This window comes from Lacinutrix cladophorae (assembly GCF_053604645.1).
Genome location: NZ_JBSHNR010000110.1, coordinates 349,258 through 363,994 on the forward strand (window position 1 = coordinate 349,258; position 14,737 = coordinate 363,994).

The window sequence follows — 14,737 nt, forward strand, 5'->3', positions numbered from 1 at the left end:
AATAAATAGCGAAGATAAATATAAAGCATTAAAAATTGTTTTCCTTATTTTGCTAATTCTATGAGCCAACCAAAAAAAGCATACATTTCCTTAGGGAGTAATAAAGGCGACAAATTTAAAAATTTGCAAAACGCTATAGACTGTATTCATGTACAGGTTGGTAATATTAAAATTATTTCTAAAGTATATAAAACACCTGCTCTTGGTTTTGAAAGTGAAGCATTTTTTAATACCTGTTTGATTTTAGAAACCGAATTAAAACCCAATAAGCTTTTAAAGAAATTACTAGATGTTGAAACGCAATTAGGAAGAGTAAGAACAAAGATTAAAGGGTATCAAGCCAGAATTATTGATTTAGATATTATTTTTTTTGAAGATGAAATTGTAGAAACAAAATCTTTGCATATTCCACATCCCGAAATGCAAAAACGAAAATTTGTTTTGCAACCATTATATAATATTGCATCGCAAATACAACATCCTGTTTTAAAAAAAGAGATTAGTGTTTTATTAGAAGAATGTGAAGATGAAAGTGTTTTAGAACCCATAAATATTTGGCTTAAAAACCCAAGTAAACAATATGATTTTTCAAATTATAATTTTATAGCTATTGAAGGAAATATAGGAGCAGGAAAAACAAGTTTAACCAATAAAATGGCGCATGATTTTAATGCGAAACTTATTTTAGAACGTTTTGCCGATAATCCATTTTTACCAAAATTTTATAAAGAACCAAAGCGCTATGCGTTTACTTTAGAAATGTCTTTTCTGGCAGATCGTTACCAACAAATTAGTGATGATTTATCGCAATTAGACTTGTTTAAAGATTTTATTGTTAGTGATTACGATGTGTTTAAATCACTAATTTTTTCTAAAATAACCTTGCCAGAAGATGAGTTTAGACTTTATAGAAAACTCTTTTATCAAGTATATAAAGATATAGCAAAACCAGATTTGTACGTATATTTATATCAAAATACAGAAAGACTTCAGGCTAATATTAAAAAAAGAGGTAGAAATTACGAGAAGAATATTGAAAACGACTATTTAGAAAAAATAAATGCTGGTTATTTAGAGTTCTTAAAAGAACAAACCGAATTAAACGTGAAGATTATTGATATTTCAGATAAAGATTTTGTGAAAAATAGAGCAGATTATTTATGGTTGTTAGATAAGATTTGTGAATAGTTTTTTAAAATCCCTAAAATATATAGCATTCATGATGCAAAACAGATTTTTACTATTTTACTTTATTCTTTTTTCTTCTATTGCTACAATTGCTCAAAATAAATTTACAGATTCTATAATTACTGCTTTACAAAAAGAGCCCTTATTTTTCGAAAAAGTATTTATTCATACAAATAAGATTAAGTATAATCAGGAAGATACTATTTGGTTTAAAGCTTATGTTTCTTCAAATGAAAATACGCCTTCATTAAAAACCACATTGCTTTATGTTAGTCTGTTTTCGGAAACAGGAGCATTAATAGAAACTCAAAATATATTGATTAATAAAGGTGTTGGTATTGGGCAATTTGAGTTGTTTCATTCTTTAAAAGGTGGAAATTATTATTTGCAAGCACAAACCAATTTTATGAAAAACTTTGGAGAAGCTAATGTGTTTGTTTCTAAGATAAGTATTAGTAATGCTGTAGAGGAAAAAGCTGAAACTAATGAGTTCTTATACGATGTGCAACTCTTTCCAGAAGGTGGTTTTTTGTTAGAAAATGTTGAAAATGTAGTTGCTGTTAAGGTGTTGACTAATGGTCTTGGGAATGATTTTTCTGGTAAAATAGTAGATTCTAATAATAATGAAGTGGCACATTTTAAAAATGCGTATTCAGGAATGGCTAAATCTAAATTTTATTATAAAGAATTAGAAAAATATCAAGCTATTATAGCTACTAATGATTCGGTTTTTCGAGTAGATGTTCCGCTAGCTAAAAAACAAGGTGTAGCAATAACTGTAAGTGATGATAAGGATTTCATAACATTACAATTGCAAACCAATACACAGACGATACAAAATGCAAATGATGATTATTTTATTCTATTTCATCAAAATAATAAGTTAGTCAATTATGCAGATGTTGTTTTAGTAGATACTTCAAAAATTAAACTAAGATTAAACAAAAAAGATTTTTTTAATGGTGTAAATACAGTGACCGTTTTTGAAAATAATACACCGGTTTTAGAAAGGAAATTTTTTGTGTATAAAAGTAATACTAAAAAAGAAGTAAAAATTGAAAAACTACTAGAAGTAAAGGATTCTATTGCATTTAAAATGCTAATAAAAGACACCTCTGGAGTAGCAAATATTAGTGCATCTGTTTTGTCTAATACCGTGGAGCTAGATGAAAATGCAAGTATTGAATCTGCCTTTTTGTTGACTCCTTATCTAAAAGGTTATATAGAAAAGCCTTCTTACTATTTTAATACTAATAATAAAAATAGGTTTAATCATTTAGACTTGCTATTGTTAACACAAGGATGGACGCAGTATTCTTCTACAGAGTATGTGCATAATCTAAATCCAAAATACAAGTATAATTTTGAAATGGGTTTTAAATTATCTGGTTATGTAAAACCATTAGGTTCTAATAATCTTGCCTTAATTAGTGAAGACAATAAGATTATTGACAAGATATTTTTAAACAATAAATTAGATTTTACATTTAAAAATCTATTAATATACAAAGGGGATTCTGTAAAGTTATCTTTTGTAAAGCCAGACAAAGCATTAGCAAAACCAGAAAACATGGTTTTAGATTCTGTTAGTAATTATAAAATGAAGTTTCAACCAAAAAAAAAGGCATCTAACTATTCCTTATCCAAGCAGGAAAACTATAGTCATGTAGATTTTTACCAAAGTAATACTACTACATTAGATACCGTAAATGTTTCGGGTAAGGTTAAAAGTAGAGCGTATTTTGAAAAGAAAAAGCTCGTGAATAAATATAAAAAAATAACTTCCGATATAGGTAAATATATGCCTTTAGAAGTGAGTGATTATTATAAAAATGAATTCTTATTAAGGTATTTAGAGCGAGAAGAAGGTGTTAAGTTGGTTAATTGGAAAGGTTTAGAATGGTATTTGGAGGTTGGTGTAAAAAAGGAAGCACTTTTGTTTATTGATGGTAAAAGAATGGAATCGGAAGATTTAGCAGGTTTGAAATTAGAAATGAAAGATATTGAAAGTGTTATGATGCAGCCATATCCAAAAGAAGGAGGAGCTGTGGCTTATCAAGTGTTTACAAAAGATAACTACAAAAAGGGAATAATAGAATTATACCAGAACTATGTTTTTGAATATGGTTATAATGCTGTCAAAAAGTATTATACACCTATTAATGATTTTAATTTTCAAAATGAAATACAGGAAATAGATTGGAAACCAATATTAGAAACTAATGCTAATGGAGAGGTTGTTTTTAAAGTGAAACAGTATAACTCAGGATATACTTTTTATGTTCAGGGATTTACTAAAGCAGGAGCTCTTATTAGTGAAATTATGGTTGTAGAATAGTGTTTTTCATTTTACTAAAAACATCCCAAACCACAACACCGCAACTTACAGAGATGTTTAAAGAATGTTTGGTTCCAAATTGCGGTATTTCAATAATAGAGTCGCTTGCGTTTACCACATCCTGCGCAACACCTTTTACTTCGTTACCAAAAACTAAAGCGTATTTTGTGGTTGCCCTTGGTGTAAATTTGTTTAGCATTGTTGCATTTTCAGCTTGTTCAATAGCACAGATTTGAACCTGTTCTTCTTGTAGTTTTTTAATAATGTCTAATGTGTTTTCTGCGTATTCCCATGTCACAGTGTCTGTGCTTCCTAAGGCTGTTTTGTGTATGTCTTTATGTGGTGGTGTAGCAGTAATTCCGCAGAGATAAATTTTTTCCACCAAAAAGGCATCACTCGTTCTAAATACAGAGCCTATGTTATTTAAACTTCTAATGTTATCTAAAATAATAATAATAGGAGTTTTGGTAGCGGTTTTAAACCCTTCAACACTCAGTCTATCTAGTTCGCTATTTTTTAGTTTACGCATTTAAAATGTCTTTTTTTAGTTTTCCTAAAGGCAGTAATTAAAATTCTGTCTCTACTTTTTGTGAACAAATGTAAATAACTAAAGTAGAATTGATTTCAAAAAAAATCAAATTATAAGTACCTTAGCAATCTTATAGTCCTAAGTAATTAATAGGGCAAAAATAACACTTTTACTCTTGGCAAAAAAAACAAAAAAAGTAACCCCTTTAATGAAGCAGTACAATGCTATAAAAGCAAAGTATCCAGATGCTTTATTATTATTTCGAGTTGGAGATTTTTACGAAACCTTTGGTGAAGACGCTATTAAAACAGCTGGTATTTTGGGTATTATTCTAACCAAACGAGGTGCAGGTAGCGAAAGCGAAATAGAACTAGCAGGGTTTCCGCATCACTCTTTAAATACCTATTTACCAAAATTAGTAAAAGCAGGAGAACGTGTTGCTATTTGTGATCAATTAGAAGATCCTAAACAAACCAAAAACATTGTGAAGCGTGGTGTTACAGAGTTGGTAACCCCTGGTGTAGCTTTAAATGATGAGGTTTTGATCTCGAAATCTAATAATTTTTTGTGCTCGGTTTATTTCGAAAAAAATAAAATTGGAATCTCCTTTTTAGATGTGTCTACTGGAGAGTTTTTAACTTCGCAAGGAAATGCCGAATATATAGATAAGTTACTTCAAAATTTTAGCCCAAGTGAAGTCTTGGTGTCTAAACAAAAGAGAAGCCTTTTTAAGGAAACCTTTGGGGCTGATTTTCATACTTTTTATTTAGAAGATTGGGTGTATCAAACCGATTATGCAAACGAAACCTTAATAAAACACTTTAATACCAAAACTTTAAAAGGATTTGGTATTGCAGATTTAGAGCAAGGTATAATCGCTTCAGGTTCTGTTTTGCATTATTTAGGTGAAACACAACATAACAAATTACAGCACATCACTTCTATTTCTAGAATTGCAGAAGATGACTATGTGTGGATGGATCGTTTTACCATTAGAAACTTAGAGCTGTATAATTCTACCAATAATAATGCAGTCACGCTTTTACATGTTATAGATAAAACCATTTCTCCTATGGGTGGACGTTTACTAAAACGATGGTTAGCTCTGCCGCTAAAAAATGTAGAAAAGATTAAACAACGTCATGAAGTGGTAGCTTTTTTTACTAAAGATAAAAATACGCTTCAAAAGACACAAAATCATATAAAAGGAATTGGAGATATTGAGCGATTAATATCTAAGGTTGCAACAGGAAAGGTGAATCCCAGAGAGGTAATTCAGCTTAAAAATTCTTTAGAAGCCATACTGCCAATAAAAGAGTTGTCTTCTAATTGTGATAATGAATCCCTTAAAATAATAGGGGATAATCTTCAAGGTTGCAATGTGCTTCGCGAAAAGATTAAAACCATGCTAAATGAAGATGCTCCTGTAAATGTTTTAAAAGGAAGTACGATTGCTGAAGGTTTTTCTAAAGAGTTAGATGAACTTAGAGCATTGTCAACTTCAGGAAAAGATTATTTAGATAAGATGTTACAACGTGAAAGCGAACGAACAGGAATTACGTCGCTTAAAATAGCATCTAACAATGTATTTGGTTATTATATAGAAGTAAGAAATACACACAAAGATAAAGTTCCAGAAGAATGGATACGCAAGCAGACTTTAGTCAATGCAGAGCGTTATATTACTGAAGAGCTTAAAGAGTACGAAAGTAAAATTCTGGGTGCCGAAGAAAAAATATTAGCCATAGAGCAAAAATTATTTGCAGAATTAGTTGCTTGGATGAACCAATACATTAAACCAGTACAGCAAAATGCATATCTAATTGGGCAATTAGATTGTTTGGCTGGTTTCGCGCAATTAGCAAAAGATAATAAGTATAGCTACCCAATAATTGATGATACGCATGATCTTGAAATAAAAGACGGTCGTCATCCCGTAATAGAAAAACAATTGCCAATTGGAGAGCCATACATTGCAAACGATGTTTTTCTAGATAGAGCAACCCAACAAATAATTATGATTACTGGTCCAAATATGTCTGGTAAGTCTGCAATTTTACGTCAAACTGCTTTAATTGTATTACTAGCACAGATGGGAAGTTTTGTTCCTGCAAAAGCGGCTAGAATAGGTTTAGTAGATAAAATATTTACTAGAGTAGGAGCAAGTGATAATATTTCAATGGGAGAGTCTACTTTTATGGTAGAGATGAATGAAACTGCATCTATTTTGAATAATATTAGTAATAGAAGTCTGGTCTTGTTAGATGAAATAGGAAGAGGAACAAGTACCTATGATGGGATTTCTATTGCTTGGGCAATTAGCGAATATTTACATGAGCATCCAGCAAAACCAAAAACACTTTTTGCAACACATTATCACGAGCTAAATGAAATGACGGAAACATTTACTAGAATAAAAAACTACAACGTCTCTGTAAAAGAATTAAAAGATAACGTATTATTTATTCGAAAGCTAGTTGCAGGAGGAAGTGAGCATAGTTTTGGTATTCATGTCGCTAAAATGGCTGGAATGCCACAGCAGGTCTTACATAGAGCAAATAAAATATTAAAGAAACTAGAAAAATCACATTCTAGTGAAGAACTTACTGATAAAGTAAAATCGATAAAAGATGAAATGCAATTAAGTTTCTTCAATTTAGACGATCCATTATTAGAACAAATAAAAGAAGAGATATTACATATTGATATTGATACACTTACACCTGTAGAAGCGTTAATGAAACTTAACGAAATAAAACGAATGTTGATTAAGAAAAAGCAGGTTTGAAAAAAAAAATAATAATTTTTCGAAAAAGGCTTTGCAATTCATAGATTTATTTTAAATTTGCAACCGCAATAGCAATATTGCACGTTCATACAAAAGACTGCGAAAGTAGCTCAGGGGTAGAGCATCACCTTGCCAAGGTGGGGGTCGCGGGTTCAAATCCCGTCTTTCGCTCTGAGACTTTCTTTATAATATACCAAGTGATATTTTAATTAATATCAGCAACTGCTGAAGTGGTGGAATTGGTAGACACGTTGGACTTAAAATCCAATGTCCATTAGGACGTACGGGTTCAAGTCCCGTCTTCAGTACAGATGAAAAGCCGAAACGAAAGTTTCGGCTTTTTTGTTTTAAAAATATACTTGAAAGCTAGCTTTTCCGCATGTTTTTAAAATAAAAAAGCAATCCAATCTTTTGGATTGGTTTTTCTCAACATGTTGAAACTGGGACTCGACGAAGTCAATTCCCATTTTATAGATTTATGTTTCGCGAGATGCACATAAAGGAACCCACGTGGTTAATTCCTTTCTTCAATAAAAAAAGCCTTACAGAAATGTAAGGCTTTTTTGGTTTATATTGTTTCTTAATTTTAAAAATAAGCACAAAAAAAAGCCTTCATAATTATGAAGGCTTTTAAATTAAAGTCTGGTATTAGTGACCAGCTTTAGCTTTTAAATCATTTGCTTTATCAGAAACTGCATCTGAAGCTTTTTCCACTGCATTTCCAGCAGCATCTTTTGCGTCTCCAGCAGCTTTTTCAACAGCATCTACAGCGTTTCCAGCAGCATCTTTTGCAGAGTCAGCAGCATTTTCAATTGCATTTCCAGCAGCATCCACAGCATTACCTGCAGCATCCACAGCAGAGTCAGCAGCATTTTCAACAGCGTCTCCAGCTTCTTCAAGAGCATCACCTGTTGCATCAGCAGCATTTTCTAATGCATCACCAGTAGCTTCAGCAGCGTTTTCTACAGCATCACTAGCTGCGTCAGTTTTTTCTTTTACTTCTCTACATGATGTAAACGATACGCTTAATGCTAATAATAAAGCAGCGCTAAATAATAATTTTTTCATTAGTAATAGTTTTAGTGTTAATTTTCAATAATACGAATGTAATAACTTCAAGTTAAAAACGAATAAATTTTGTTAACATTTTTAACATAATTATTAAATAAGCAAATAAATCAGTTTAAATACGTATTAAGTCTATTATTTGGACTACAGCTCCTGTGTTTTTTTTAATATATTTTAAATTTTGAAGACCAGAATATTCTCTTTTGTCTGGATTTTTAATCCATTTATCAAGTATTAATGCCAATTCTTCTTTGTTTTTTACTGTAAACATGCCATTTGCTTCAATCATTTCATGTGCTTCAGGAAATTCTTTGTAGTTTTTTCCAATTATTACTGGTATTCCAAAAACAGCTGGTTCTAGTGTGTTGTGTAATCCAGTGGTTCCCATAGCTCCACCAACATATGCAATGTCTGCATAGTTATATGTTTTAGTTAGTAAACCAATAGTATCCATTATAAAAACAGGATATTTAGAGAGATCCTGACTTTCTTTTTCAGAATACTTTATGCATCGGACTTCAAGTTGTTTGCAAAATTTTTCTATTTGTGTGGCTTTAATATTGTGAGGGGCAATAATAAATTTTAACTTCTTGGAAGCTTTTTTATTGATGTAATCTATTAAAATGTTTTCGTCTTCAGGCCAGGTACTACCAGCAACAACACATAGACTGTCTTGTTTAAATTCTTTAATAAAATCTAACGTATTGTTTTGTGCTAATTGGCTATACACACGATCAAAACGTGTGTCTCCAGAAACAGTTACTTCATTGTAATTTATTTTATTTAATAGCGTTTTCGAAGTTTCGTTTTGTACAAAAATATGTTCGAATGCAAGTAATGCATTTCTTTGTGCTTTTCCGTAGTACTTAAAAAAAGAATGGTCAGGTCTAAAAAGAGCAGAAATTAAAATAGCTTTTAAATTTCGCTTTTTAATTTCATTTAAAAAATTAGGCCAAATATCATATTTAACAAACACAGTAAGTTGGGGATTTACTATATCTATAAACTTTTTTGCATTTCCTTTAGTATCTAAAGGAAGATAAACAACTATATCTGCTATTTTGGTGTTCTTCCTAATTTCATATCCCGAAGGAGAAAAAAAACTTAGAACAATTTTATGGTTTGGGTAGCTTTTTCTTATCTTTTTAAAAACAGGTAAGCCTTGTTCGTACTCTCCTAAAGAAGCACAATGAAACCATATACAAGTATCCGTATGCGAGATGTTATTTTTTAAAATAGAAAATGTTTGTTTTCTACCCGAAACTCCTTTCTTTATTTTGATGTTAAATAAGGCTACTCCTTTTAAAACCAGAGAGGTTAGCTGAATAAGTATGTTGTAAATGATAGCCAATAGTTTTTGTTTGTTGCTAAAATACATTTCTTTTAAATTAAATACATCTCTCGTATTTAATAAATTATTTATTATTCATTGATCTTCATTGCTAAACGATACGGATTTTTGTAAATTCGTATCATATAATGAGCCTGGTTTTATAGCGCCAGTTTCAAAATTTTAGATTGTGAAAAAAATTCAAATGGTCGACCTTAAAGGTCAATATGCTGGCATTAAAGATGTTGTAAACCCAACAATTCAAGAAATAATAGATAATGCTTCTTTTATTAATGGACCAAAAGTTCATGAGTTTCAAAAAAACTTAGAAGAATATTTAGCTGTTAAACATGTAATTCCTTGTGCTAATGGTACAGACGCATTACAAATAGCAATGATGGGTTTAGGTTTAAAACCTGGAGACGAAGTTATTACTGCAGATTTTACATTCGCTGCTACCGTTGAGGTAATCGCATTATTGCAATTAACTCCAGTGTTGGTAGATGTAGATCCAAATGATTTTAATATTAGTGTTGAAGCAATTCAAAAGGCAATAACACCAAAAACAAAAGCAATAGTTCCTGTGCATTTATTCGGGCAATGTGCAAACATGGAAGCTATTATGAAAATTGCCGAAGCGCATAATCTATATGTAATTGAAGATAATGCGCAAGCAATAGGTGCAACATACACGTATAGTAATGGAGACAAGGCAAAAGCTGGTACTATTGGTCACGTAGCTTCTACTTCTTTTTTTCCTTCAAAAAATCTTGGATGTTACGGGGATGGTGGCGCAATATTTACAAACGATGACGATTTAGCACATACCATTAGAGGAATAGTAAATCACGGGATGTACGAACGTTACCACCACGATGTAGTTGGAGTAAATTCTAGACTAGATTCTATACAAGCAGCAGTTTTAAACGCCAAATTACCATATTTAAACACCTATAATAAAGCAAGGCAATCTGCTGCAAGAAAATATAATAATGCTTTTCAAGGAATATCAAATATAATTACACCTCAAGTAGCTAAAACCTGTTCTACCATTTGTGAAGACTGTGATTGTCATGTTTTTCACCAATACACTTTAAGACTAAAAAATGTAGATAGAGATGCTTTGGTGCAGTTTTTAAATAGCCATGAAATACCTTGTGGAGTTTATTATCCAATACCATTGCATAACCAAAAAGCATATCAAGATACTAGATATAACGAAGCAGATTTTCCAGTTACTAATCAACTAGTAAAAGAGGTGATTTCGTTACCAATGCATACCGAATTAGACGATGAGCAAATAGCATTTATTACTAATAAAATAAAAGAATTTATAGCAAATAATTAGGGCGTTACCACAAGGGTCAGGCTGTACGCTTAAATCTTTTTTTGCCATATATGCCAGCAAAAAAAGGATAACGCTTCTATCCTTAACGCACATAGCAACCAATGAAAATACTTGTCACAGGAGGTTTAGGTTTTATAGGATCGCACACAGTTGTAGAGCTTCAAAAAGAGGGGTGTCAAGTAGTAATTATTGATAATCTTTCTAATTCTTCATTAGATGTCTTAGAAGGGATTGTCTCTATTACAGGAATAAAACCAATTTTTGAACAACTAGATTTAAAAGATAAAACCAAAGTGCAAACGTTTTTTAAAAAGCACCAAGATCTTCAAGGTGTAATACATTTTGCAGCAAGTAAAGCTGTAGGAGAGAGCGTAAATAAACCCTTATTATATTACGAAAACAATATTAATACTTTGGTTTATGTGTTACAAGAACTAGAGAAATTAGAAATAGCTAATTTTATATTTAGTTCTTCCTGTACCGTATATGGTCAAGCAGATACCATGCCAATTTCGGAAGATGCTCCTATACAAAAAGCCCAATCTCCATACGGAAACACCAAACAAATTGGAGAAGAAATAATACAAGATATCTGTAAAATAACACCACAAGTACAAGCAATTGCATTGCGATATTTTAATCCAATAGGTGCGCATGAAAGTGTAAAAATTGGAGAACTGCCAATTGGTGTACCACAAAATTTAGTGCCATTCATTACTCAAACTGCAGCTGGAATACGAGAACAGCTTTCTGTGTTTGGTAACGATTATCGAACTCCAGACGGAACCTGTATAAGAGATTATATTCATGTGGTAGATATTGCAAAAGCACACGTAATTGCATTACAACGTTTGTTAGATAAAAAAAATGAAACCGATTTTGAGATCTTTAATTTAGGAACAGGGACAGGAAGTTCTGTTTTAGAGGTTATTCAAGCTTTTGAACGTGTTTCTGGCGAAAAACTAAACTATAAAATAGTAGATAGAAGAGCTGGAGATGTAGTTTCTGCTTATGCCGATACTACAAAGGCAAATCAAATTTTAGGCTGGAAAGCAAAATATAATTTAGAGGATGCCATGTTATCTGCTTGGAAATGGCAACAACAATTATAAAATTAAGCTACAGTTTCCTTCTTTTTAAAATTACCTAAAATAAGTAGTCCTAAACCTAGCATTACAGACATATCTGCAACGTTAAAAATTCCAGTTCTAAAAACACCACCAAGATCTATATGAAACATATCTGTTACAGAACCATATAAAAACCTGTCGTAAATATTTGCCATTCCACCTCCTAAAATACAGCAAAAACCTAGTAATGAAAAAGTGTCTAAGTTTTTGTTTTTAAAAATTAAAAATAACACATAAGCCATTACAGCAACTGGAATTATAAGTAGAAATATAGCGCGCATCGTTGGACTTAAATCACTTCCCATTCCTAAAAATGCTCCAGAATTTTCTACATTATGTAAGGTGAAGTAATCTCCAATAATTTCCGATTTACTTCCTTTAACAACAGATGCTCTGGTCCAAAACTTGGAAACCTGATCAATAACAATATTGAAAATAATTAAAAAAGCAATAAATAAAGAGCGTTTCATTATGCTTTAGTTTCTATTGTTGCAGCAGCGGTTTGCGCTTCTCTATTAATTTTCTTTACCAATCCTTGAAGTACTTTTCCTGGTCCAACTTCTGTAAATAAGGTGGCACCATCTGCAATCATTTGTTGTACCGATTGTGTCCAACGAACAGGAGCAGTAAGTTGCGAAATTAAATTCTTTTTTATTTCAGCTTCTTTAATAACTGCGTTAGCAGTAACATTTTGATAAATTGGGCAGTTTGGTTTGCTAAAGTTTGTGTTTTCAATTGCAGCAGCTAATTCTTCTCTAGCAGGCTCCATCATTGGCGAGTGAAAAGCACCACCAACAGGAAGTACTAAAGCGCGTCTTGCTCCAGCTTCTTTCATTGCTTCGCAGGCACGATTAATAGCGTCAATTTCTCCTGAGATCACTAGTTGACCAGGACAGTTATAGTTGGCAGCAACTACAATCCCTTCGGTTTTAGCACAGATGTCTTCTACCACTTTGTCTTCTAAACCTAAAACAGCAGCCATGGTACTTGGTTGTATTTCGCAAGCTTTTTGCATTGCTTTTGCACGTTGTGATACTAGACGTAAGCCGTCTTTAAAAGTTAAAGCGCCATTTGCTACTAAGGCAGAAAATTCACCTAAAGAATGTCCAGCAACCATATCTGGTTTAAAACTTTCTCCTAGAGTTTTTGCTAAAATCACAGAGTGTAAAAATATTGCAGGTTGCGTTACTTTAGTTTCTTTTAAAGCTTCAGCAGTACCTTCAAACATAATGTCTGTAATGTTGAATCCTAATATTTCATTAGCGTCTTCAAATAAATGTTGTGCTTCTGGAGCGTTTTCGTATAAGTCTAAACCCATTCCTGAAAATTGAGCTCCTTGACCTGGAAATATATATGCGTTCATTCGTTTTAATTTTGAGTTGCAAAAATAAGATTTTTTTTTAGATGCTAGTTAGCTTCCAAAGTATTCCTTGTAATTAAGATCTATTAACTTATAAACCACTAATTGCAGCTTCTGCACAGCGTTCGCCATCCATGGCTGCAGAAATAATTCCACCAGCATAACCACCTCCTTCACCACAAGGAAAAAGTCCAGTAATTTCTGGATGTTCTAAATTTTCTTTTCTTGGAATATTTACAGGAGACGATGTTCTAGATTCCACTCCAATAATATTCGCTTCGGCGGTATAGAATCCATTCATTTTAGTGCCAAAAGCTTTAAAACCTTGACGTAATCTACTTCCTATTAGCTTTGGAAATAAAGAATGTAATGGCGCTGCATTTAATCCTGGTTGATAAGAAGTAGGATTTAAACTTTCGGATAGATTCCCTTCCACAAAATCGGTTAAACGTTGTGCAGGAGCAGTTTGACTTCTTCCTCCAGCATAAAAGGCGAGTTTTTCAAAATCCTTTTGATATTCTAACCCTTTTAGGACGCCAAATTTCTCGTATTTAGGTAAATCTTTATCCACATTAATTTCTACAACAATACCAGAGTTTGCAAAGGCATTATTTCTTTTAGATGGTGACATGCCGTTAACTACAACTTCACCATTTGCAGTTGCAGCAGGAACAATAAATCCCCCAGGACACATGCAGAAAGAATACACGCCTCTGTCGTTAACCTGATGTACTAAACTGTAAGCTGCAGCAGGAAGTAGTTCGCTACGGTTGCCATTGCAATGGTACTGAATGCTATCTATAATATGTTGTGGATGTTCTACACGAACTCCCATTGCAAAAGATTTTGCTTGTAAAGCGATTTCTTTTTTATGTAGTAAATAGTAGATGTCACGAGCAGAATGACCAGTTGCCAAAATCACTCGATTTGCAGTTAATTCTTTACCGTTTTGTAATTGTAAAGCTTGAACGGCATTGTTTTTTATAATAAAATCAGTGACACGAGTTTCAAAATGAATTTCACCTCCATATTTTAATATAGTTTCTCTTATGTTTGAAACTACTTTTGGTAATTTATTGGTTCCAATATGCGGATGCGCATCTACCAAAATTTGGTCTGTTGCACCATGAAATACAAGATTTTCGAAAATACGACGCACATCACCACGTTTTAAACTTCGTGTGTATAGTTTTCCGTCGCTATAGGTTCCTGCACCACCTTCACCAAAACAATAATTAGAATCTTCGTTTACAAAATGATCTTGGTTAATGGCTTTTAAATCTCTCCGTCTGTCTTGTACATTCTTACCACGTTCTAAAACAATAGGTTTAAAACCAAGTTCTATACAACGCAAAGCAGCATACATTCCTGCAGGACCAAAACCAATAATATGAATAGGTTTGGCTTTTGAAATATCTTTATAGTCAAAAATGTATTCTGAAGTTTCAGGTACAGGTTCATTAATAAAAACAGAAACTTTATAATTAAAGATTATTTTAGGTTTACGTGCATCAATAGATTTACGCAATACTTTAATACCGGAAATATCTTCACGAGATATACTTAACTTTTTAGAAGCTTTTATTAAAAGAATATTTGGTATTTCTTCTTCTTTAAGAGAAACTCGTAATTGCAGGTCTTTAATCATATGGCGAATT

General features: G+C 32.2%; 11 protein-coding genes and 2 tRNA genes. 7 read left to right on the forward strand and 6 right to left on the reverse strand.

Annotation, left to right across the window (positions count from 1 at the left end; all coding sequences use genetic code 11):
* Positions 1-60 precede the first annotated feature (60 nt).
* Together folK and ACVC3Y_RS08880 are read left to right on the forward strand one after the other, a co-directional pair.
* On the forward strand, positions 61-1,188 hold the full coding sequence (folK, locus tag ACVC3Y_RS08875; RefSeq protein WP_452226667.1) for a 2-amino-4-hydroxy-6-hydroxymethyldihydropteridine diphosphokinase: 1,128 nt from the start codon (positions 61-63) through the stop codon (positions 1,186-1,188).
* Positions 1,189-1,219: 31 nt separating this feature from the next.
* Positions 1,220-3,526, forward strand: a complete 2,307-nt coding sequence (locus tag ACVC3Y_RS08880; protein WP_452226668.1) for a hypothetical protein — start codon at positions 1,220-1,222, stop codon at positions 3,524-3,526.
* Here the strand turns inward: ACVC3Y_RS08880 and ACVC3Y_RS08885 are convergent.
* Positions 3,510-4,055: an RNA methyltransferase gene (locus ACVC3Y_RS08885; RefSeq protein ID WP_452226669.1), complete on the reverse strand. Its 546-nt coding sequence runs from the start codon at positions 4,053-4,055 to the stop codon at positions 3,510-3,512. The genes ACVC3Y_RS08880 and ACVC3Y_RS08885 overlap by 17 nt on opposite strands.
* Positions 4,056-4,230: 175 nt before the next feature.
* On the opposite strand from ACVC3Y_RS08885, the gene mutS reads away from it, so the two are divergent.
* The 3 genes from mutS (at position 4,231) to ACVC3Y_RS08900 (ending at position 7,151) form a co-directional block, all read left to right on the forward strand.
* Positions 4,231-6,843, forward strand: a complete 2,613-nt coding sequence (mutS, locus tag ACVC3Y_RS08890) for a DNA mismatch repair protein MutS (RefSeq protein ID WP_452226670.1) — start codon at positions 4,231-4,233, stop codon at positions 6,841-6,843.
* Positions 6,844-6,942: 99 nt separating this feature from the next.
* Positions 6,943-7,014 (forward strand) — tRNA-Gly (locus ACVC3Y_RS08895).
* Positions 7,015-7,067: 53 nt separating this feature from the next.
* Positions 7,068-7,151, forward strand: a tRNA-Leu gene (locus tag ACVC3Y_RS08900).
* A 340-nt stretch (positions 7,152-7,491) separates the two neighbouring features.
* Here the strand turns inward: ACVC3Y_RS08900 and ACVC3Y_RS08905 are convergent.
* Both ACVC3Y_RS08905 and ACVC3Y_RS08910 read right to left on the reverse strand, forming a co-directional pair.
* Positions 7,492-7,911, reverse strand: coding sequence for a hypothetical protein (locus ACVC3Y_RS08905; RefSeq protein ID WP_303422381.1), 420 nt, complete (start codon positions 7,909-7,911; stop codon positions 7,492-7,494).
* Positions 7,912-8,026: 115 nt separating this feature from the next.
* The gene (locus tag ACVC3Y_RS08910; protein WP_452226671.1) at positions 8,027-9,262 is read right to left on the reverse strand and encodes a 3-deoxy-D-manno-octulosonic acid transferase; all 1,236 of its coding nucleotides are present in this window, start codon (positions 9,260-9,262) and stop codon (positions 8,027-8,029) included.
* Positions 9,263-9,431: 169 nt separating this feature from the next.
* Between ACVC3Y_RS08910 and ACVC3Y_RS08915 the strand changes: the two genes are divergently transcribed.
* Positions 9,432-10,589: a DegT/DnrJ/EryC1/StrS family aminotransferase gene (locus ACVC3Y_RS08915; protein WP_303422376.1), complete on the forward strand. Its 1,158-nt coding sequence runs from the start codon at positions 9,432-9,434 to the stop codon at positions 10,587-10,589.
* Between the two features lie 101 nt (positions 10,590-10,690).
* Entirely contained in the window at positions 10,691-11,701 is a 1,011-nt protein-coding gene (gene galE / locus ACVC3Y_RS08920) for a UDP-glucose 4-epimerase GalE (RefSeq protein ID WP_452226672.1), read from the forward strand.
* A 2-nt stretch (positions 11,702-11,703) separates the two neighbouring features.
* On the opposite strand, the gene lspA is transcribed toward galE, so the two are convergent.
* The 3 genes from lspA to ACVC3Y_RS08935 form a co-directional block, all read right to left on the reverse strand.
* Entirely contained in the window at positions 11,704-12,189 is a 486-nt protein-coding gene (gene lspA / locus ACVC3Y_RS08925) for a signal peptidase II (protein WP_303422371.1), read from the reverse strand.
* Complete coding sequence (fabD, locus tag ACVC3Y_RS08930) at positions 12,189-13,082, reverse strand: ACP S-malonyltransferase (protein ID WP_452226673.1); 894 nt, start codon at positions 13,080-13,082, stop codon at positions 12,189-12,191. The genes lspA and fabD overlap by 1 nt, the downstream gene beginning before the upstream one ends.
* 88 nt (positions 13,083-13,170) lie before the next feature.
* Positions 13,171-14,727: an NAD(P)/FAD-dependent oxidoreductase gene (locus ACVC3Y_RS08935; RefSeq protein WP_452226674.1), complete on the reverse strand. Its 1,557-nt coding sequence runs from the start codon at positions 14,725-14,727 to the stop codon at positions 13,171-13,173.
* Positions 14,728-14,737: the final 10 nt, after the last annotated feature.